13 protein-coding genes are annotated in these 19,975 nt (G+C 55.5%); 9 read left to right on the plus strand and 4 right to left on the minus strand.

Annotation, left to right across the window (positions count from 1 at the left end; genetic code table 11):
- Positions 1–69: 69 nt before the first annotated feature.
- The 4 genes from ACP7DW_RS22510 to imuA all read left to right on the plus strand — a co-directional run bounded on the left by ACP7DW_RS22510 (position 70) and on the right by imuA (position 4,856).
- The gene (locus ACP7DW_RS22510; RefSeq protein WP_071080267.1) at positions 70–1,266 is read left to right on the plus strand and encodes a ParA family protein; all 1,197 of its coding nucleotides are present in this window, start codon (positions 70–72) and stop codon (positions 1,264–1,266) included.
- Complete coding sequence (locus ACP7DW_RS22515; RefSeq protein ID WP_071080265.1) at positions 1,263–2,414, plus strand: ParB N-terminal domain-containing protein; 1,152 nt, start codon at positions 1,263–1,265, stop codon at positions 2,412–2,414. The genes ACP7DW_RS22510 and ACP7DW_RS22515 overlap by 4 nt, the downstream gene beginning before the upstream one ends.
- Before the next feature lie 328 nt (positions 2,415–2,742).
- Complete coding sequence (locus tag ACP7DW_RS22520) at positions 2,743–3,939, plus strand: replication initiation protein (RefSeq protein ID WP_242428564.1); 1,197 nt, start codon at positions 2,743–2,745, stop codon at positions 3,937–3,939.
- Positions 3,940–4,250: 311 nt separating this feature from the next.
- A complete protein-coding gene (gene imuA, locus ACP7DW_RS22525; protein ID WP_139174855.1) occupies positions 4,251–4,856 on the plus strand; it encodes a translesion DNA synthesis-associated protein ImuA in 606 nt (201 codons plus the stop codon).
- A 9-nt stretch (positions 4,857–4,865) separates the two neighbouring features.
- Here the strand turns inward: imuA and ACP7DW_RS22530 are convergent, their stop codons facing one another.
- Positions 4,866–7,838, minus strand: coding sequence for a Tn3 family transposase (locus tag ACP7DW_RS22530; protein WP_070289053.1), 2,973 nt, complete (start codon positions 7,836–7,838; stop codon positions 4,866–4,868).
- Positions 7,839–8,593: 755 nt separating this feature from the next.
- Here ACP7DW_RS22530 and ACP7DW_RS22535 point away from each other — a divergent pair.
- Genes ACP7DW_RS22535 through ACP7DW_RS22555 form a run of 5 tightly spaced genes read left to right on the plus strand, consistent with a single transcriptional unit; the run spans position 8,594 to position 15,347 of the window.
- Positions 8,594–9,943: a TolC family protein gene (locus ACP7DW_RS22535; protein WP_257561006.1), complete on the plus strand. Its 1,350-nt coding sequence runs from the start codon at positions 8,594–8,596 to the stop codon at positions 9,941–9,943.
- The gene (locus ACP7DW_RS22540) at positions 9,940–11,511 is read left to right on the plus strand and encodes an efflux RND transporter periplasmic adaptor subunit (protein WP_071080259.1); all 1,572 of its coding nucleotides are present in this window, start codon (positions 9,940–9,942) and stop codon (positions 11,509–11,511) included. Before ACP7DW_RS22535 ends, ACP7DW_RS22540 begins: the two co-directional genes overlap by 4 nt.
- On the plus strand, positions 11,508–14,663 hold the full coding sequence (locus tag ACP7DW_RS22545; protein WP_071080257.1) for an efflux RND transporter permease subunit: 3,156 nt from the start codon (positions 11,508–11,510) through the stop codon (positions 14,661–14,663). The genes ACP7DW_RS22540 and ACP7DW_RS22545 overlap by 4 nt, the downstream gene beginning before the upstream one ends.
- Positions 14,664–14,668: 5 nt before the next feature.
- Complete coding sequence (locus ACP7DW_RS22550) at positions 14,669–15,028, plus strand: hypothetical protein (RefSeq protein ID WP_131687601.1); 360 nt, start codon at positions 14,669–14,671, stop codon at positions 15,026–15,028.
- A gap of 58 nt (positions 15,029–15,086) precedes the next feature.
- Complete coding sequence (locus tag ACP7DW_RS22555) at positions 15,087–15,347, plus strand: hypothetical protein (RefSeq protein ID WP_070289049.1); 261 nt, start codon at positions 15,087–15,089, stop codon at positions 15,345–15,347.
- 161 nt (positions 15,348–15,508) lie between these two features.
- Here ACP7DW_RS22555 and ACP7DW_RS22560 read toward each other — a convergent pair whose 3' ends face one another.
- The 3 genes from ACP7DW_RS22560 to ACP7DW_RS22570 all read right to left on the minus strand — a co-directional run bounded on the left by ACP7DW_RS22560 (position 15,509) and on the right by ACP7DW_RS22570 (position 19,961).
- Positions 15,509–16,048: a flagellar basal body rod protein FlgB gene (locus tag ACP7DW_RS22560; RefSeq protein ID WP_306821361.1), complete on the minus strand. Its 540-nt coding sequence runs from the start codon at positions 16,046–16,048 to the stop codon at positions 15,509–15,511.
- A 97-nt stretch (positions 16,049–16,145) separates the two neighbouring features.
- Positions 16,146–17,537 (minus strand): hypothetical protein, encoded by a 1,392-nt coding sequence (locus tag ACP7DW_RS22565; protein ID WP_232731428.1) that lies wholly within the window; start codon positions 17,535–17,537, stop codon positions 16,146–16,148.
- A 42-nt stretch (positions 17,538–17,579) separates the two neighbouring features.
- Positions 17,580–19,961: a heavy metal translocating P-type ATPase gene (locus ACP7DW_RS22570; RefSeq protein WP_081344997.1), complete on the minus strand. Its 2,382-nt coding sequence runs from the start codon at positions 19,959–19,961 to the stop codon at positions 17,580–17,582.
- Positions 19,962–19,975: the final 14 nt, after the last annotated feature.

Below are 19,975 nucleotides of genomic sequence, written 5' to 3' on the forward strand. Positions count from 1 at the left end.
ATCGCTTTCTGTGTTTTTTTGCAAAAAGCGGCGACAGTGCCAAAAACCACCAATCACCGAGGTAAGCGCATGTCCGCCAAACGAATTCTGCCTGCACGAAACGTCGTCGATATCGACGGGCTGATCCGCATCGCCGATCGCGCTGAGGCGACCCTGCTGCAGCTGCGTGACGACTTGTTGGCGCCATGGCCACGAAAAACGTCCCCCATGATATCTGGCACGCGACTGGCTCAAATGTGTCATATCGAGCGAACGAAGCTCAATCATCTTTGCAGCAAGGGCATCATACCACCGGGTCAGTTGAAGGGTAACGGCCGTAGTCGCATGTTCACCCTGGCCGAGGCGCGCGCCATCGTGCAGCAGATCGGCCCGCACAAACGGCGTCCGGCCGGCACCCTGGGCCTGGTCGTCTGTTGTGGCAACTTCAAGGGCGGCGTAGGCAAGACCACCACCACGGTTGCGGTGGCGCAGGGGTTGACTTTGATGGGGCATAGCGTTTGCCTGGTCGATCTGGATCCGCAGGCTTCAACCACCACCTTGATGGGTTTTGTGCCAGATGCGGAGGTGAACGAGGATATGACGGTCATGCCGGTCGTTTACGGAGACAAAGAGGATCTTCTTTATGCTGCACTGCCCAGCTACTGGGACGGCATTGATTTGATTCCATCGTCGCCAGACCTGTTTGGTGCTGACTATTACTTGCCCAACAAGCAGGCAAGCGATCCGAATTTTCAGTTTTGGGACGTCTTGAACAAGGCCATGCAGCCGTTGCGCGAAAAATATGACGTGATCATTATCGACACGCCTCCTACATTGTCGTATCTGGCGCTGGCCAGCTTCATGGCTGCCGACGGCATGATCATCCCCCTCCCCCCGGAAACGCTGGACTACGCGTCGTCGACGCAATTCTTCAGGCAGTTTTCCGAGTTGTTCAACTCGATGCGGGAAGGCAAGGATATCGACAAGGAATTCGAGTTCATCAAGATCGTGTTGTCGAAGGTGAAGTCGTCAGTGTCCATGACCGATATTGTCAAGACGTGGATCAAGCAAACTTATCCAGAACTGCTAGGAACGGCCGAGATTCCGGAGACCGATCTGGTGAAAAACGCTTACGCGGAATTCAAGACTATCTACGATCTCGAGAGCTATGACGGTAGCCAGCGCACCTATAACCGTGCGATTGAGGCGTTCAATGCTGTCGTGGCGGAACTCGACGTGTCCCTGCAAACTTGCTGGGCGCACCGCGAAATGAAGGAAGCAGTATGAGCACCAAAGACGATAAGCGCCCGCCGCGCGTCAATAAGTTGGCGGCACGACTGCTTGGCCAGACGGCGAACCTGGAACGCAATGTCAGCGAAAATCCTCCGACGCCGATCGCCAACCAGCGCAATGTGACTATGCCCGGCCAGCTGGGCGCTTTCCGCCTTGATGCACTGAAGTACCAGGCAAAGATTGAAGAACTACAGCGACAGCTCGACGAGGCGCTGGCCAAGCAGGCTGATGGCGGCTCTGACGCCGAGTCCGCTGAGCTTCGCGTGCGTCTTGCGCAACTGCAGGAAGCAAGCCAGGCCGAAGTCGAGTCGCTTAAAGCCGCGCTTGACGAGGCGGCCCGCAGTGCGGGTGTGCCCTTCGAGGCGCCAGTGGCCCGCATCCGCAAGATTCCTGGGCGCCAACGACAGCTGACCAATGCGGAAAGGGACGCGCTGTACGCCAACCTCGATAGCAACAAGTTGGTTACGCCCGTGACGCTGCGCCCTGCCCCGGACGGCTGGTATGAGGTGGTTTCCGGACATAACCGGTTTGATTTTTATGTCGACCGTGGCCGTGCAACCATCCCTGCCGTACTGGATCTGTCGGACGATGAACACGCTGACCGTGATGCTTTCTATGCGAACTTGCTTCACAACACTCTGCCGGATTATGCCAAGTATGTAGGCTTCAAGAAACTGCTGGACGAAGATCAAACGCTGACCATTGCCGATGTCGCAAAGCATGCTGGCGTGCCTCGAACTACTGTTGCCAACCTGATGGTGTTCGGCGAACTGCCGACTGCGGCGATACCGCTGCTCGATGCACAGCAGGATAAGCTTGGCCGCAATGCGGCCGCCGAGTTGGCTGCGCTCCATGCCAAAGGCCATACGGAAGGGGTCATGGCAGCGATTGAATCGATCATCAGCGGCACGTCCTCCCAGTCCGAGGCAGTGGCGATGGCGACCAGGTCAACCCGGCGTGCTGTTACACCGCGCGTAGCGCCGGCGCCGGTGACCGTGCGTTCGGGACGTGCAACTTACTGCAAGGTCCATCAGGCCAAAAAAGTGCTGCGTCTTGAATTTACCAGCGATGCGGATGCCGAACTGGCGATGAACGAAATTACCAAGGCGTTACAAGCCTTGGCCGATGGTAACAAGAAATAACCGGTCGATCAACGAAATATAAGGACTGCGATGACGAGCTAATCTGAAACGCTAACAATTTGATGCCCTAAAAAGCAAAAGGCCCGGCGGGAACCGGGCCTCTGCTAATGCTCTGGCAGTGCCAAAACATGAATCACGTACTCTTCAGCCGTGATTCTAGTTCGGTGCTCAACTCAGTGCAAGGGATTTTTTACGCCTGTCACTTGGCATCTGGAGCTCCCATGAAGAATCATGGCCGAGGTGAGTACCTGCTCGCCCAAAAATTTGAGCGTTGTACCGTGTTTGCTCTACATGTTGGCACCGTCTTGCCGCCCCCTGGGAGCAAGTGGTGAATAGCGTCGCCGAGCCCGATGTTCGATACTTCGAGCACGGTACCGCCCTGCACCGGGTGCTGCAAGAGGCGCCCTATATTCCGCGCTGCAGCGACAACAAAACAGCGACCCGCACTCGCCCGCGCGAGTATGCGGTACGCTATCCGTACATGCAAATCAATCGGCCAGGCCTTGTCAGCTGGCTGATCTTTGACCTCGACCATGCAAATTCCATGATATGGGAAGATGCAGGCCTGCCTGCGCCAAACCTGATCGTGCGAAATCGCGCTTCCGGCAATAGCCACCTTTATTATGCGATTCCCCCGGTGTGCACGACTGATGCCGCGCGCGACAAGCCTATCGCTTTCATGAAGGCCGTCTACGCAGCATTCTCGATAGCGCTGCGCGCAGATCCCAATTTCCACTCAGGGCCGGTGGCCAAGACGCCAGGACATCCATGGTGGTCGACCGAGGAGTTACACAACTCAGTGTACGAGCTGGGCGCCCTGGCCGACTACGTCGACCTGGCCGTGGCGGCCCCTTGGGCCAAGAGAGTCAAGGTAGACGACATTGCGCACTCTCGCCATTGCCTGTTGTTCGAGCATTTGCGTCACTACGCATACTCCATCGTCAACCGCGAGCGTCAGAGTGGGAACTACGACAGTTTCGTGCGCTGGCTCGATGCCAAAGCCCACGACTTGAATAGATTCACGCAGCAAGGCTTTGCCCAGGATCTGCCTGTATCGTCACTGAAGGCAACGATACGCTCGATCGCGCGTTGGACGTGGACTAACTACACGGGCAGTGGCCGCTGCAAGCGCGGCATCATGCAGCTCGACCCGGACCTGCCGCTTCCGGCGCGCCAAAGCCTGGCTGCAGAACGCACTCACTGCGAACGGCAGAAGAGTACAGCGGACAGGATCCGCGCCGCCTGCAGGCTTTTGCTACAACGCGGAGAGAGTCTTACCCAGATCGCGATTGGACGCATCGCCGGCGTGACCCGGCAGACGGTGGCCACCTACAAAACGCTCGTTGAGCAAGCCCGCCAGGCTCTGAAAACGCCAGATGCATCGAGCGCCGGCGCAGCCCCGGCGGATGTTAAGTTTGCTACACATCAGGTACCTGCAGTGGGGGTTGCTTTTTTGCAACTTGTTCCGCTTGCGTGTATTGATGGTGTGGTTTGTCAGATTGCTGTTGTTTCTGATAGTGGGTAGCAGGTCGAGGACGGATGATTTTCTCAGCATCGTGTTTTTCGGGGTGGTGGTGGTTGCAGCATGTAGTCGGTTGCGTGTTGTTGGCTTTGGTTTTTAGGATGTTGAATTTATGGGTTTCCAAGTTAACCGGGCGTGGCGACGGGGGTTCCGTCGGGGCGCAAGCAAGCGGGGACGCCCGCGCGCGAAGGCAGGCTCAAGAGCTTTTTTGTTCAGCGGGTTTTTTTAGCTGAAGCCGACTCTTGCACAATCAAACAATCACGCATACACTGTACATACATACAGTACTGTAATGATAACGATTGTGTTTCCTCATGGCTTTGCTCTGCTCACAAGTTTGCTCTGAATTCTCTGTGGAGGTCACTGATCCCTTGGTGATTTCTCATGTCTGGCGTGCAAGTGAGCTGGCAGTGTCGCGCGACGTTAGCTGTTCGTCCGGATATTCGTTGCTGGATGGAGAATTGCCTGGTGCTGGCTGGCCACGTTCGTCGCTTATCGAGTTGCTGGTTCAGCAATCGGGTATTGGAGAGTTGCAGCTGCTTAAGCCATTGCTTGCCAAGTTGTCGGATAAGCAAAGAATTGTGTTGGTTCAGCCTCCTTATATCCCGCATTCGCTTGCGTTCAAGATATGGGGTATCGATGTGAATCGATTGATATGGGTTCGTGCTCCAAGTACTGGAGACGCTCTTTGGACGACGGAACAAATACTCAAAAATGGTAGTTGTGGTGCCGTAGTATTTTGGCAGAACCATATCCGTTCCGATTCACTGCGTCGCTTGAATTTGGCGGCCCAAGGCGCGGAAACTTGGTTCTGGTTGATTCGTCCTATGGCGTGCGCGAGTGAAGCCTCGCCCGCGTCCCTTCGGCTGGGAGTTGAGGGCCGGCCGGGATTGCAGTTTTTTTCGCAAAAACCGACCTAACCAATTGATTTATTTGGTAAATTCGACTTTATAATTCATCGGGGCTACCTCGCGTTCAAGGTCCAGCATATATTCGCCGAATCGGTTGATGTGCCCTTTCCGATATGGCGCTAAGCCGCGAAGCACCTCCTCCGTTAGCACATATCCCTTTGCCTGTATTGTCTTGAGGAGCCGCGTCATCTCATGGACATTGTGCAGGATGACCATGTTCGCAACGAGCTGGTTGTACTTGATAACCTTGCGCTGTTCGTGCCGAACGTTTTCGGCAATGATGCCTTCGCCCCCAAAAAACAACCATTTGATGAAGCCGTTGAATTCCTCGCTCTTGTTGGTTGCTGCATGGATGGTACGACGCAATTCTGCGTCGTTGATGTACTTGAGCAGGAACATTGTCCGATGTACCCTACCGAGCTCGCGGAACGCGTAGTAGAGCTTGTTCTTGCGGCTAGCGGTCCCTAGGCGGCGCAGGATCGTCGATGGCGCAATCTTGCCCGCTTTGATGGAAATAACGACGCGCAGCATGTCCTTCATATGGCGCGCGATCAGTTCCCAGTCGATCGATCCACGGAACAGGCTGCCAATATTGTCATACTGGTCGGCCTTGTCCGCCTTGAAGAACACCAGATCTTTGATATTGCGGATGCGGGGCATCAGGTCGATACCCAGCAGCGAAGCCAGGCCAAAGACAGGCGTGCTTTGGGCCTGGGTATCGCCGTGCAGCGTATCTGGCTGGATGTCCGACTGGTTGTTGATTAGCCCATCGAGGATGTAAACCGCCTCATAGACGCCGCATGGAATAAAGTGACTGAACAACGCGATGTACTTGTCGGACACATGGTAGTAGCCAATGCCGCCGTATCCACCGTAGCGGATATGGTATTCGGAAAGCAGGTTAGCCTCGTAAATGTTCCATTTGGTACCGTCGGCCGACGCGCTCTTTCCCGACCCCCAATAACGTGGCAATGCGAAGCGGTTGTATGCATTGATCACCTTGACGATCGCCTTGTCCAGACGCTGCTCGGTGACATGCTTGAGATTGAGCCAGGCCACCTGCTTGCGGCTCAGTCCCTTGATCGAGCGTGCGGTTTGCGTGGCGCCCAGGTTACAACCATAGCAAAACAACGTAGTGATGAAGCGCTTGCGCGGATCGTCTACTTTGGCCTCGAAGCCGGACAACGGACCGAAGAGTTTATGCAAGTCCAACCATTTTTCAGTCTCGGTCAATACATCAAGGATGCTCACCGGATCCATTTCATTGGTGACCATCTGCTCGATGGCGTCAAGTTCGGGTGGCGGCTTCGGGCGCTCCATGCGACGGATCACAATGCCGCTCTCGTCTATATCGGCAAGGCTATTTTGCGGGAATCGGCTGTCAACGTCGCGCGCTAGACTGCCGAGTTTGTCGCGCAACTGCGCGACAAACGCCGGAGCTTCCACCGACAGCCCTACCAGTTCACCATAGGCTTTCACTTCACGCTCGTATTGCTCCCAGTCCACCAGGTGGTTGCGATAATCATCGTAGTCGCCGCTATGCTCGACGTACAGATCGCCCGACTTGAGTTCATCCATGACTTGCGTCATCACGGCAAGTTCGAAATACTTGCGATGCACGTTCGCTGGGGCATCGGCTGCGACTCGGCCAAAAACCAGCTTGCGCCACTTATCGGACATCCAGTCCAGTGCCAATTCAGGTAGCGCACCTTCTGCCGCTGGCAGTTGTTCCTTGTGGCTGGAGCGATGCTTTTGGATGATGGCGATCGCCGCCAGCAGGCTCTGATCCTGGGAGCTCGATTTCAGACTGAGCGCTTCGAGGCACTTGAAGAGCAGGCTGCGCTTGCCAACATACCCGACCAGCATGAACGGATAATAGTTATTGCCAGCATACGCCATGTGCTCGTCGCATTCAGTGATCCATGCCCCAAGATCCCCGTCGAGGGATTGCTCGACCCTAGCGACGCGCTCCTCGTCGCTGCCCTCGTCGCTCAGGACGGTCAGCACTTCGCGGAACTGTCCGATCAAACGCTCAATCTGTTCGGCGTGCTGCAGGTGATATTGCCGCAACCGTTCCTCGGCACCGTTATGCAAGCTGCGGATGGTCTTGATGAAGATTTCGGCGATATCGTCCATTGCCTTCTGCAACTGGCTTTGAATCAGCAGCACGATGAGGGTGTGGCGCTTGAGTGGCTTGAGCCGCCGCATTTCCGCCACATCCAGGGCACGCGCCTCCAAAACGAGTTGTTCACGCTTGGTTGCGGCGATGGCCTCGGTATTGGGCAGATCCTGCGCCAGCGCGATCATGGTCTCAATGTGGGCCAGGAAATCCGTCACCGCACGCACATTGGGCTGCTTCGGCTCGCGTTTGAGGCTATCCCATATGCGCAGGTTCTTACCCGCAGTGAGCATGTGTTCAAAACGCTCGACCACGCAAGTTGGCAATCCGCCAGCCACCGCCTTATAGATGCCGTCATTGACGCTGGTACGGGAATGGCGAGCCAGCCTGAACAAGTAGGTGAATCCAGGCAGTTCCAGGCGACGCTGGACCAACTCTTCAATCAGGACATTGATAATGTCGGGTAGCTCCTGCTTGGTATGGGCAGCCTGCAGGGCCTGATCTTCCAGCCAGTATTCATCGGACGAGTCCATCACCCGGATCCCCACGTACCCGCGCAGACGGCGCTGGTGTGTTGTCTTGCTACCGGATTGATCGTATTGCGCCAGCGCTCGTTTTGCCGGAACGCGCAGACCGCTATGTTCGCAGATATGCCGCACCACGATAGACGGGATGCTCGACAAAGGGACGAAATAACCGAGCCTTTGCAACAGCATAAGTTGGATCAGCAAAAAAGTACGATGCGATGCTTGGCGATACAGCGTGAAGATATGGTCAATTTGTGCGCGCGAAGGCGTGTAGATCGCCCCGAGCTCCTGCTCAGTGAACTCTTGTTTCAGGCGTGGATAAGCCGTTTCATGGATATTCGTCATTGAAATCAATCGACACCGGTCCAGCGAAGGAATTGCTGGAAATGGTGCATCGATTGCAAGTTTTTTGTCAAGCAATTAAACGTAAAGCATTCCAATCCGGCGACATATGTCTTTGATTGACCTTCCCATTATGGTAATGCGTATAGTGATGATATCTGTCATTCGATCCGTACTTGCTCACGGTCAAGTGACAGCATAGCAATAGCTTGACAGTTGGTTTGATACAACCTAGGCTACGAATATCATCCGTTTAGATAGTTTATGAAGACCTCCCGCACAGTGCGATTGTTCACGGCTCTTGTCGCGATACTTAGCATGCTGTTCATGCAGCATGCGGTCGCTTCATACCTATGCCCCGGCGTACCGATGGGAGTCGGTAGTTCCGTTACATCCGCAGGTGTTGGGGTGTCTGCGATGCCCGCGATGACAGACTGCGCCGGCATGGACACTGACCAGTCGACGTTGTGTCAAATTTATGCTGTGGGGGATGCGTCCAGGCAGTCGCTGGACAAGACGCCTGTCGCCGACCACCCATCTTTCGTACCTGTTGTCCTGCTTCTGACGTTAGCTATTTATGACACTCCCGTAGTGTATACAGCCAAACCTCCTTTGCTCATTACCTTGGCGAGGCCAACGGCACCGCCTATCGCTATCCGCCATTGCTGTTTCCGTATTTAACACTCCAGACTGCCTAGATCGCCATCGCCTTGTCGGGTTCGACAAGGCGATGCCTCCCATCGCATTCTGGAGCTGCCATGTCAATCCCGTACACCGTGCATACAAATGCACGCATCGTCCGCCTTCACCCATTCATGAAGACGGCGTTAACTCTCGCCCTTACTGTTCCGCTGCTTGCCTTCGTTCATGATGCGCGCGCGGCCCCCCAGCCAGTCACCTTCACCGAGGCGCTGCAGCAGGCTGTCGCCCGCTCGCGCCAACTTCATGCGCAGGACCAGGCAACTGTCGCCGCACACGAAATGGCGGTAGCAGTGGCGCAGCGCCCCGATCCCACTCTCAAGGTCGGCATCGATAATGTGCCCTTAAGTGGCACCGATCGCTTTAGTTTGAGCGGGGATTTCATGACGATGCGGCGCATCGGCATTTCGCAGGAACTGACACGCGCCGATAAATTGCGCTGGCGTTCCGCACGTCTTGAGCGCGAAGCCGACAAGGCGCAGGCGCAAAAAGATGTCGCACTCGCCGCGATTCAGCGCGACACGGCGATCTCCTGGCTCAACGTCTACTACATTCGGAAAATGTCAGTAGTTCTGACAGAACAAGTGGTCTTTTCCCGCCAGGAAATTGACGCCGCTACGGCCGCCTATCGGGGCGGGCGTGGCAGCCAGGCCGACGTGCTGGCTGCGCGTTCTGCCTTGTTAACCCTTGAGGACCGAGCCAGTCAGGTCGAACGCGACCTCAATACGGCAAAAAACATGCTGGTGCGTTGGACTGGCAGCAGCGGCGAACTTGCCGATTCCAGCATGCCCGACTTGGGCACCATCCCTCTGGACCCGGTGTTGCTCGACACTGAACTGGCGCACCGCCCGCAGATCATGGTGTTGAATCGGCAGGAAGAAGTCGCCCAGGCCGACGTCAATCTGGCGCAAGCGAATCGGCATCCGGACTGGAGTATCGAGTTCGCATTCCAGCAGCGCGGCGCGGCCTACTCGAACATGGTCTCCGTTGGCCTATCCCTGCCATTACAGTGGGATCGCAAAAACCGGCAGGACCGCGAACTAGGCTCCAAACTCGCCTTGGTCGAACAAGCGAGGAGCGAACGCGACGAACTGCTGCGAGAAGATGCCGCCAACATCCGTGCCTTGCTCATCGAATGGAGGAGTGGCCAAGAACGTAGCGAGCGCTACGCGCTCCAGCTATTGCCCCTTGCCGACAAGCGAAGCCAAGCGGTCCTGGCCTCTTATCGTGGCGGAAAAGCCTCTTTGGCTGAGGTGCTCGCTGCCAGGCGTAACAGTGCGGACATGCACGTTCAGTTGCTGCAGTTGCAGATGAATACAGCCCAGTTCTGGGCACAGCTTCGCTTCCTCTTTCCCGACATCGCAATCACGCAGATTTCCGCAGTACATCGCCAGCAGGAATTCAAATGAACAATAAGAAATTACGCGTCCTGGTACTTGCGGGATCCCTTGCAGCGGTCGCTTATGCCGGTTACCAGTTTGGTTTACGACAAGCACATCAGACAGTATCTACAGGTGACGTCAAGGCGGTATCCGGCAACGCAGCAGGCGCCGCGAGTGCTGCCAACAAGAAACCATTATATTGGCATGACCCCATGGTGCCGGGCCAGAAGTTTGACAAACCCGGTAAGTCACCGTTCATGGATATGCCGCTGGTGCCCGTCTATGCTGCGGGGGATGGTGAGGACAGTAATGTTACGATTAGCCCGCGGGTCCAGCAAAACCTGGGAGTGCGCACAGCGCTCGTCACATCAGGAAGGATGTCCGCCGGCTTGGTTGCCGTCGGTAACGTTGCCTATAACGAGCGCGACGTGGCACTGGTGCAGGCGCGTAGCGGTGGATTTGTAGAGCGCTTGTATGCGCGTGCCCTGCTCGATCCGGTGGAAAAGGGGCAACCCTTGGCTGACTTGTATGTCCCTGACTGGATCGCGGCACAAGAAGACTATCTGGCAAGCCGTCGTATGCAAGGCAATGAAACAGCATCCCTGGTCGACGCTGCCCGCCAGCGCATGCGGCTAGTTGGTATGAGTGAGGGGCAAATCCGGCTAGTCGAGTCAAGTGGAAAGGTCCATCCTCGCTTGACGGTTTCAGCACCCATCAGCGGTGTGATCGCAGAGCTTGGCGCCCGCGAAGGAATGACCGTCTCCGCTGGTGCGCCGCTGTTTCGCATCAATGGACTTGCGACAGTATGGGTCAACGCGGAGGTTCCCGAAAGCGTGGCGGCCAAGGTTCGCCCTGGTGACGCCGTCGAAGCGCAGGTACAGGCGCTACCCGGAACTATTTTCAAGGGCAAGGTGGGTGCCATTTTGCCGGAAGTTAATGCCGCGACGCGAACCCTGAAAGCCCGTGTGGAGCTGGCTAACCCCGGCGCTCAGTTGTTGCCCGGTATGTTTGCTACTCTGACCTTCGCGTCAAACAGTGGCACCGATGTTTTGCAGGTGCCGTCGGAGGCAGTCATCCAGACGGGTACGCGCAGCGTTGTCATGCTTGCCCAGGAGGGCGGCAAGTTTATGCCCGTCGATGTGGAGGTCGGCAGCGAAGGCAGTGGTCTCACCGAAATTCGCAAGGGCCTATCCGCTGGTCAGAAAGTGGTCGTCTCGGCGCAGTTCTTGATCGATTCCGAGGCCAGCCTGAAGGGAACGACGACACGCATGAGCGATACGCAGTCCCCTGACGCAGACAAGGCACTTCCGCGCCACCATGGGGTAGGCAAGGTCGAACAGATCGGCAAGGATGAAATCACCATTTCGCATGGCCCTATCACGTCGCTGCAGTGGGGGGCGATGACGATGGGTTTCAAAGTGTCTTCCACGGGCTTGCAGCGCAATATTGGCATAGGTGACCGAGTCGCCTTCGACATCCAGCAAGGCGAGGATGGCAGCTTTGAGATCGTGGCCATTGCGCCGACCTCCGGTGCGCCGAAACCCGAAAATAAACCCATGGGTGGCATGAAAGCACCCGCGGGAGTGGCGAAATGATCACAAAACTGATCCGCTGGTCTATCAGCAACCGTTTTCTGGTCTTGTTGGCGACTGTATTCATTACGGTCTGGGGCATTTGGTCGCTGGCGCGCACGCCGCTCGATGCCATTCCCGACCTGTCGGACGTGCAGGTTATTATCCGCACCAGCTATCCGGGGCAAGCGCCGCAAATCGTCGAGAACCAGGTCACGTATCCACTGACCACCACCATGCTGTCGGTGCCGGGTGCCAAGACGGTGCGCGGATACTCGTTTTTCGGTGACTCCTTCGTCTACATTCTGTTTGAAGACGGTACCGATCCGTACTGGGCGCGTTCACGGGTGTTGGAATATCTGAACCAGGTGCAGTCACGCCTGCCACCGCAGGCAAAAACCGCGCTCGGACCAGATGCGACCGGCGTCGGCTGGGTCTATGAATATGCGCTGGTCGACCGTAGCGGCAAGACCGATTTGTCGCAATTGCGCGCCTTGCAGGACTGGTTTCTCAAGTATGAGTTGAAAGCGGTGCCCAACGTCTCGGAAGTGGCCAGCATTGGCGGCATGGTGCGTCAGTACCAGATCGTGCTCGATCCAGACAAGATGCGCGCCTTTAACATCCCACATGGCAAAATTATCGATGCCGTGCAGAAAGCCAACCAGGAAACGGGCGGTTCCGTGCTGGAATTGGGCGAGGCCGAATACATGGTACGGGCCTCTGGTTATCTGAAGTCGCTTGACGACTTCCGCAAGATTCCGTTGATGACGACTGACGCTGGCGTATCGGTCCGGCTGGGCGATGTCGCGCGCATCCAGATCGGGCCAGAGATGCGGCGCGGGATTGCCGATTTGAATGGTGAGGGCGAAGTTGCTGGCGGCGTGATCATCATGCGTTCCGGGAAAAATGCGCTGGAAACCATCGATGCCGTCAAGGTCAAGCTGGAAAAGCTAAAAGCGAGCCTTCCGCCCGGCGTCGAGATCATCCCCACCTACGACCGATCGAACCTGATCAAGCGCGCTGTGACCAACCTGAAAGAAAAGCTGATCGAGGAATTCATTGTCGTCGCTGTGGTCTGTGCGCTGTTCCTGTTTCACTTGCGCTCGGCGCTGGTGGCCATCATCACGCTGCCGATCGGCATCCTGATCGCCTTTATCGTCATGTACTACCAGGGAGTCAACGCCAATATCATGTCGCTGGGCGGTATCGCCATTGCTGTAGGCGCGATGGTCGATGCCGCCGTGGTGATGATCGAGAATGCCCATAAGCATATTGAAGCCTGGAATCATGCCCATCCAGGTAAACAGCTAAAGGGTCATGAGCATTGGCGCGTCATTGGCGACGCTGCTGTTGAGGTTGGACCAGCACTGTTCTTTTCGCTTTTGATCATCGTTCTCTCGTTTATTCCCGTGTTCACTCTGGAAGCGCAAGAGGGCCGTCTGTTTTCGCCGCTGGCCTTTACCAAGACGTATGCGATGGCGGCGGCGGCTGGACTGGCGGTGACGCTGATTCCCATTTTAATGGGCTATCTGATCCGCGGCCGGATTCCCGATGAGCAAAAGAATCCCCTCAATCGTTTCCTGGTCGCGCTATACCGCCCCTTGCTCGATGTCGTACTGCGTTTTCCAAAGCTGACTTTGCTGGCGGCAGCACTGGTAGCAGCCATCACGATCTGGCCCATGACCCGGCTCGGCGGCGAATTCATGCCGCCATTGGATGAAGGCGATGTGCTGTACATGCCGTCGGCGTTGCCCGGTCTGTCGGCCGGCAAGGTCGCGCAGTTGTTGCAGCAGACTGACCGGCTGATTAAAACGGTACCAGAGGTACAAAGCGTCTTCGGCAAGGCCGGTCGAGCCGAGAGCGCCACTGATCCGGCGCCGCTGGAAATGTTCGAAACCATGATCCAGTTCAAGCCGCGCGATCAGTGGCGCCCTGGCATGACGCCGGAAAAATTGATACAGGAACTGGACCGCACCGTCAAGGTGCCTGGGCTGTCCAACATCTGGGTGCCGCCGATCCGCAACCGGATTGACATGCTGGCCACCGGCATAAAAAGCCCGGTCGGCGTCAAGGTCGCAGGCGTTAGCTTGCAGGAAATTGACCGCATCACTGGTGAGATAGAACGCGCAGTCAAGAAGGTGCCGGGTGTCTCCTCAGCGCTGGCCGAGCGCCTGAACGGCGGACGGTACATCGACGTCAACATCGATCGCGACGCGGCCGCCCGCTATGGCTTGAATATAGCAGACGTGCAAAGCGTGGTGTCGGCGGCGATCGGCGGCGACAATATCGGTGAAACTGTTGAAGGATTGCAGCGTTTCCCGATTAATGTGCGCTATCCACGCGAGGTGCGCGACTCAATTGAGAAACTGCGCCAGCTACCGGTGCTGACAGAGCGGGGGGCGCAAATCCGGCTGGGTGATGTCGCCGCGATCCGCATCGACGACGGCCCACCGATGCTCAAGAGTGAAAATGCCCGGCTGTCAGGCTGGGTGTATGTCGATATTCGCGATCGCGACTTGAGTTCGACTGTGTATGACATGAAGCAAGTCGTCGCCAGGGAAGTCAAATTGCCGGCGGGTTACTCCATTGCATGGTCGGGGCAGTTCGAATATCTAGAGCGTGCCACTGAAAAACTCAAAATCGTCGTGCCAGCGACCTTGCTTATTATCTTCGTGCTGCTTTATTTGACCTTCAAGCGCTTCGATGAAGCGGCCTTGATCATGGCAACGCTGCCGTTTGCGCTGGCCGGCGGCATTTGGCTACTGTGGTTGCTCGACTATCACCTGTCAGTCGCCGGCGGCGTCGGCTTCATCGCGTTGGCTGGCGTCTCGGCCGAATTCGGCGTAATCATGCTGCTTTATTTAAAGCATGCCTGGGATGAACGTCTGGCGAATGGTAACGCTAGTGAAACCGATCTGCTCGATGCAATTCGTGAAGGGGCGGTCTTGCGCGTGAGGCCCAAGGCAATGACGGTGGCGGTCATTATCGCCGGCCTGGTGCCGATTATGCTGGGCACCGGCACCGGGTCGGAGGTCATGCAGCGCATCGCCGCGCCGATGGTTGGCGGCATGATTACCGCGCCGTTGTTGTCCATGTTTGTGGTCCCTGCGGTTTATCTGCTGCTTCGTCGGCGTCAGATCCGTGCCGCCGGCTCGGCAGCAGCAGAGGAGAATTAGCCGTCATGAGACCGTTCGGCACCTACCGCTCGGCTAAGCACCTCGTGTATTTCGTGAGGTGTGCGGTGGTGTTGTTCGGTTTTATCTGGTGCAGCCATATACCGGCGTTTCCACTGCAAAACGACATGCCTGCATCTGCGGCGATTGCGCAGCCGATGGCCATGCCAAGCTGCCAGACATGCGCCTTCTGCTATATGGGACCACCTTTTGCCGACCATAACGCAGGCGGCGACTATCCGGATCTCGGTGCTACCACTGCTACGATGCGTTTTGTTTCGCAAACGGATAGAAGTGATTTTTTTTCTGATATGTCAGACGTTCCCGCAGTTGCGCTGCGGCTTTTGTATTGTCGATGGTTGAATTAGCCACTTGACCATGGGGATGACGATGCATACATCAAATTAGTTTATCGAGGAGTCTATCATGAAAAAATTACTACTTACGCTGCTCTGTATCAGCACTCTTAGCACTGCATTTCCCGCCTTCGCTGGCCCGGACTGGCAACTGATTGAGCAAGGGCGCAAGGCCAAGCAGGCGCAAATGATGCGAGCGGCCAATAAAGCCCCGCAAGCTGGAATGGAACATCAGATGGAGCCAAAAAAGGATCATCAAATGGATCCGAAAATGTATGAAAAAATGGATCAAATGATGAAGGACTGTCAGGAAATGATGAAGAAAAAGTAACGCGGTTTTGAGTGCTGGATGCGATCGCTGCTGGTGGCATATGCGGCCAGCAGCGATCGTATCCATTCAGGTGCTTACCCGATCACGCCATGACTTAATCTTTCCGTTGCCTGCGGTAGTTGCATTAAGTCGCTACTGTCAGTATTTCCAAGAAGAGATTACTAATATGGTGTATTTTTCAAAAGGTCATCTAGTTCCTTGAAGCGTCCCTTGACACGATCAACGCTGTATTCATACATGAGGGAATTGTGAGCAAATTGGGCCCGTTCAACATCCATATCAACGGTGTTTCCATCAATGCTACCTTGGGCTGGAATACGAAATTGCAGGGAAACGTCATCTTTTGACTTTCCTGTTTTTAAGGCCTTCTCAATGTCAATATCTACCGCCACATATCCAGGCGTATCGGCATTCGCGATATTGGATGCGAGAAGTTCTTGACGGTACGCCCGCAGTCCGAGCGCACGTTCATTGATACTCACCTGCTGCCAAATCTTAGCAGCGGTCAAATTCAATGGAAGGTCAAACTGTGTGTGTTGAATAGTTGCCACTGGAGGCAAGGCCATTGCCACTATTGGCGTCGATCCTAGTGCATTAGCTAATGTGGCAGAAAACATTTGCCCTGCCGTCTTGCCTTCCGCGCTGGTGCTACCCTTAACTGTGAGCCCGATAGATGCCTGGATCGATTCAATTTTATTCATGGATTCCTCCCTCATTGACATTCGATTTCTGACGTTTCAGAGAGCTGGTCGGATAGAGTAACTAACTAACCTGTTCGCTTTAAGGATCAAACACGTCTCAATCGTGATGGGAACTAGCTCTAGTCGCGATAGAGCTGATTTCATTCGCAGTGCGCTCGTCGTCCAAACTATAAACAGGTGCAAAACCACCTCCAGGGGTGCGAAAGTTGGTGGTTTGCCCCTGATACATCCTGGCCGCGGTCCACTGCACCTTTCCGTCATAAACATAGACTCGAAGGTCGAATTTCAGCGAGCTAGGATTATCGGTGGAACCGATCGAGCGCTCACCGGGTATGACGAGGGCCTGAGCGACGTAGTCACCAGCCAGAATGTCCTGCCATACCCGTTTGGTGATCTTTTCACCACGGTACGTGGCTCGCCCCCCGTAACCTGCAACAGGTTTAAAAAACAACTTTCGGCGCTCCGTCCACAAGCGGTCCGCATCGGAGGCCGTCACAATCTGCGTTCGCGGTATGCTCTTGAGCAGAATATCTTGCACGGCGGGGGCTACGCCAAGCGCTACGAGCTCTTTCTTATCCGATAGCAGAACCAGATTTGCCTTATTTGCATAGAGGGTATGCGCTTGGGGGTGCGGCGTTAGCACGATTGCGCTTTCTAGATACGCCGAACGCAATGGGAGACACTGGGGCGACTCAAGCATGAAATCGGTCAGCCGGTTATAGACCAAGTCGATAGCAAGATCCCCATGACGTAAAACGCCATCACGATAGGTAAGGTCCGATGGTGAGGCAATAACGGCCTCTATGCCGTGGCGTTCGAACAAGCGTCGAAAAAGAACAAACTCGGGATAGAGATACTGCTGCTCTGGATGATCGTCAACTATCGCGACTGTCCGAAGTGGCTGTGAACGTTGAGAGAGCGCCCATTCCGACTCAAACATGTTGAAGATGGTATCTTCAAGGGTCGCACCGCTATCAATGGCTCGTGTCAATTCACTATCGCTGAGACAGCACGATCTATGGGCTTTTGCCATCGCGGCGTTGAGCATCGCTCCACCGGCATTTGTGTTGATTTCGATGAGCGCCAAGGTATCGTCGTGGATGTGGAAGTCATAGCCAAAAAATACTCCTTTTGCATCATCAGGATTATGCTTGGCAATGTCAGGAGCATCAGTCAGAACGCGCGCACGATACGATGGCAGCGATATTACGGATTCAATCGCTGCAATAACGTCCGCAATACGTTTGCTTTGGCGATACGAGACAAAAATAGGCCGCGCAGAAAATAGATAGGGACACCGCTCCTCGATCAACTCGTGCAATCCGTCCATGCCCGGTTCGCTAGAAAGCGCTATTTTCAATGCGGAGCTATCCAAACTGGTGCAGAAACAGTCTCTATTGAGGCGTGCAGCCGGAAGAAAATTCAATTCTTCGTTGCTAAGCAAGCAGCCATTATTCGATGCAGCTTTCACTATCGCAGGTATATTCATGTTTGCTTCCACAAGAATGTCGCTCGGTGCCACAGTCAGCGGTTAAGGCCGACCGGTACCGCGCAACCGGAGTGCATTGGTAATGACAGACACGGAACTCAGGCTCATCGCTAACGCGGCGATCATCGGCGATAGCAGTTGGCCAGTAAATGGATACAGCACACCGGCAGCCAGGGGAATGCCCAAGGCATTGTAGACAAACGCGAAGCCCAGGTTCTGCCACATATTTCGAACAGTATCGACCGAGATTCGACGGGCAAGGGCAATCCCACGCAGATCTCCTTTTACTAAAGCGACGTGAGCGCTATTGATAGCCACGTCTGTTCCTGTACCCATGGCAATACCAACATTGGCCTTCGCCAGTGCGGGGGCATCATTGATTCCATCGCCGGCCATTGCGACCACCTTGCCTTGCTTTTGCAGTTTTTCTACCAAGGCCAACTTGTCCTGTGGTTTCACCTCGCCGTAGAACTCCGTGATGCCCAGCCTTTCGGCTACGGACTTCGCAGTGGTGACGCCATCGCCAGTGGCCATGATTACGGTCAGCCCTTCAGCGCGCAAGCCTTCTATGGCCTCATGCGTCGTTGCCTTGATGGGATCCGACACCGCAATCAGTCCAGCCAAAACGCCGTCAGAGGATAGATACATGACGCTAGCACCTTCTGTCCGCAGGCGTTCAGCGACCTCAGCAAGCGGCCTCCAATCGACTTTGTCAGCATCCATCAGCGCGGTGTTGCCCAGTGCGATGTGCACCCCGCCAAGCGTGCCGCGCACGCCAATACCGCTGGCAGACTCAAAACTGTCAGGTTTGGTTAGCACCAGTGCTCGCCTGTTCGCTTCGTAGACGATCGCGTGCGCTAACGGATGTTCGCTGCCCTGGTCTATGCTCGCCGCCATTTGCAGGACGTCTTCGTCCTTGAAACCGGGCGCTGCGACCACGCTGTTAAAGGAAGGCTTACCTTCAGTGAGGGTCCCCGTCTTGTCGACAATCAGTGTGTCGACCTTCTTGAGGTCTTCTATCGCTGCGGCATCCCGAAAGAGCACACCTTGGGTGGCCGCGCGGCCTGTGGCGGCCATAATGGACATCGGCGTGGCTAACCCCAATGCACATGGGCAAGCAATGATCAGTACTGCAACGGCGTTAACAAAACCAAAGACCCAGCTCGGTTCAGGGCCATACATTCCCCATAACACGAACGTCAGTAGCGCTATTGCCACGACAACGACCACGAAATAGCCTGCAACACTATCGGCGAGTCGTTGCATAGGCGCGCGGGAGCGCTGCGCCTGCGCGACCATTTGTACGATTTGAGACAACATCGTGTCGCTGCCGATTTTTTCGGCACGCATAATCAGGCTCCCGCTGGTATTGATCGTTGCGCCAATCAACGTGTCTCCTGCACGCTTTGTCACAGGTAAGGGCTCGCCAGTCAGCATTGACTCATCGAGCGAGCTCTCGCCATCGAGCACTACGCCATCAACTGGTACCTTCTCACCGGGTCGGACACGGAGTTTGTCGCCGACGTGGACGTGCGTGAGCGGGATGTCATCCTCGGAGCCATCGTCCTGAATGCGTCGAGCCGTCTTTGGAGCGAGGCCAAGTAAGGATTTGATTGCGGCGGAAGTTTGGGAGCGTGCGCGCAGCTCAAGTATCTGTCCAAGAAGCGTGAGCGAAACAATGACTGCCGCTGCTTCAAAATATACGCCTATGCGGCCATGTGCAGCAAAGGTAAGCGGGAAGAGGCCCGGTGCGATTGTGGCGACGACACTATAGCCATAAGCAGCCATTACGCCAAAGCCAATCAAAGTCCACATATTCGGGCTCATGCGTGCCAGCGATTGCGCCCAGCGTCTGAAAAATGGCCAGCCGGCCCACAGTACGACAGGTGTACTTAATGCGAATTCAATCCAGTTTTGGCCTGGCAGCCCCATAGAAAGGAACACATGCCCAAACATCGCCAGTAAGAACACCACTAAGGTAAGAGGCAGCGTCCACCAGAAACGATGGCGAAAATCGACTAGCTCCGGGTTTTCCGCCTCATCTAGCGTCGGCATTTCAGGTTCGAGCGACATGCCGCAAATAGGGCAAGTTCCCGGTGCTGGCTGGCGAATCTCGGGGTGCATCGGGCAGGTGTAGACTGCTCCCTCCTGGGGGGCATGCGTAGGGTTGGGTGCCGCATTCGCTTTATCGATAAAGGAATCTGGCGCTGCGTTGAACTTTGTCATGCACTTTCCGCTACAGAAGTGGTAGACCATACTTTTGTAGGTGATTTCTTTTTCGGGATTTGCGCCAACGTGCATACCGCATACCGGGTCAATGAATGGTTTTTCGTCTACTGCCAGCCGCGCATCGTCGGGTTCAGTTTTACTGTGGCTGTCGTGATGATGCTCGTGTGCATGATGCTCGGCGTCAGTTCTACTCATGAATCACTCCTTGG

Origin of the sequence: Janthinobacterium sp. PSRC1-1 (genome assembly GCF_049897525.1) — a bacterium.
GTDB lineage: Bacteria > Pseudomonadota > Gammaproteobacteria > Burkholderiales > Burkholderiaceae_D > Janthinobacterium > Janthinobacterium tructae.

Excerpts from the sequence above, each read along its gene's own strand:
- ACP7DW_RS22530 (WP_070289053.1), bottom strand. The coding sequence starts at position 7,838 with ATGACGAATATCCATGAAACGGCTTATCCACGCCTGAAACAAGAGTTC.
- ACP7DW_RS22550 (WP_131687601.1), top strand. The coding sequence starts at position 14,669 with ATGAGACCGTTCGGCACCTACCGCTCGGCTAAGCACCTCGTGTATTTC.
- ACP7DW_RS22515 (WP_071080265.1), top strand. The coding sequence starts at position 1,263 with ATGAGCACCAAAGACGATAAGCGCCCGCCGCGCGTCAATAAGTTGGCG.
- ACP7DW_RS22545 (WP_071080257.1), top strand. The coding sequence starts at position 11,508 with ATGATCACAAAACTGATCCGCTGGTCTATCAGCAACCGTTTTCTGGTC.
- ACP7DW_RS22510 (WP_071080267.1), top strand. The coding sequence starts at position 70 with ATGTCCGCCAAACGAATTCTGCCTGCACGAAACGTCGTCGATATCGAC.
- ACP7DW_RS22540 (WP_071080259.1), top strand. The coding sequence starts at position 9,940 with ATGAACAATAAGAAATTACGCGTCCTGGTACTTGCGGGATCCCTTGCA.
- ACP7DW_RS22570 (WP_081344997.1), bottom strand. The coding sequence starts at position 19,961 with ATGAGTAGAACTGACGCCGAGCATCATGCACACGAGCATCATCACGAC.
- ACP7DW_RS22535 (WP_257561006.1), top strand. The coding sequence starts at position 8,594 with ATGTCAATCCCGTACACCGTGCATACAAATGCACGCATCGTCCGCCTT.
- imuA (WP_139174855.1), top strand. The coding sequence starts at position 4,251 with ATGGCTTTGCTCTGCTCACAAGTTTGCTCTGAATTCTCTGTGGAGGTC.
- ACP7DW_RS22555 (WP_070289049.1), top strand. The coding sequence starts at position 15,087 with ATGAAAAAATTACTACTTACGCTGCTCTGTATCAGCACTCTTAGCACT.
- ACP7DW_RS22560 (WP_306821361.1), bottom strand. The coding sequence starts at position 16,048 with ATGAATAAAATTGAATCGATCCAGGCATCTATCGGGCTCACAGTTAAG.
- ACP7DW_RS22565 (WP_232731428.1), bottom strand. The coding sequence starts at position 17,537 with ATGAATATACCTGCGATAGTGAAAGCTGCATCGAATAATGGCTGCTTG.